We start from the raw sequence: 612 nt of genomic DNA on the forward strand, positions 1-612 counted from the left end.
CCACCCCGCCGCCGCCACCGCCATCCGCCGCGATGGCCAGCGCTGGACGGTGCAGGGGTCCCAGGATTCCGAATCGCTGTCGGCGGATCAGCTTGTCGTGGCGCTGGGCCCCTGGTCCAAAGGACTGTTGAAGACGACGGGCATCGACCTGCCCATGGCCTTCGAACGCGGGTATCACATGCACTACGGCGGCAAGGATGGCGCCCGCGTGAGCCGGCCCGTCTACGACACCGGCGGCGGTTACGTGCTGTCGCCCATGGCGCGCGGCCTGCGGCTGACCACCGGCGTCCAGCTGGACGATTGCGACGCGCCCGCCCGGCCGGACCAACTAGCGCTGGCGGAATCGCGCGCGCGCGAAGCGTTCCCGTTGGGCGAACGCCTGGATCCTGCCGCCTGGTTGGGCCGCCGCCCCACCCTGCCCGACAGCCGCCCGATGATCGGCGAAGCGCCACGCCACCCCGGGCTGTGGCTGGCGTTGGGGCACCAGCACATCGGGTTCAGCACGGCGCCGGGCACGGCGAAGATCTTGGGCGAACTGATGTTCGACGAGGCAGCGGAATCCCGCTACCAGGCCTTCCGGCCCGGCCGGTTCCTCTAACGGCCGGGGGGGGG

1 protein-coding gene is annotated in these 612 nt (G+C 71.7%); it reads left to right on the forward strand.

From position 1 onward, the window contains the following. A partial coding sequence (locus ACE039_RS15835) for an NAD(P)/FAD-dependent oxidoreductase (RefSeq protein ID WP_485822784.1) occupies positions 1 to 598 on the forward strand: 598 nt, incomplete at its 5' end. Between the last annotated feature and the right edge of the window lie 14 nt (positions 599 to 612).

Source organism: Achromobacter maghribensis (assembly GCF_057334215.1).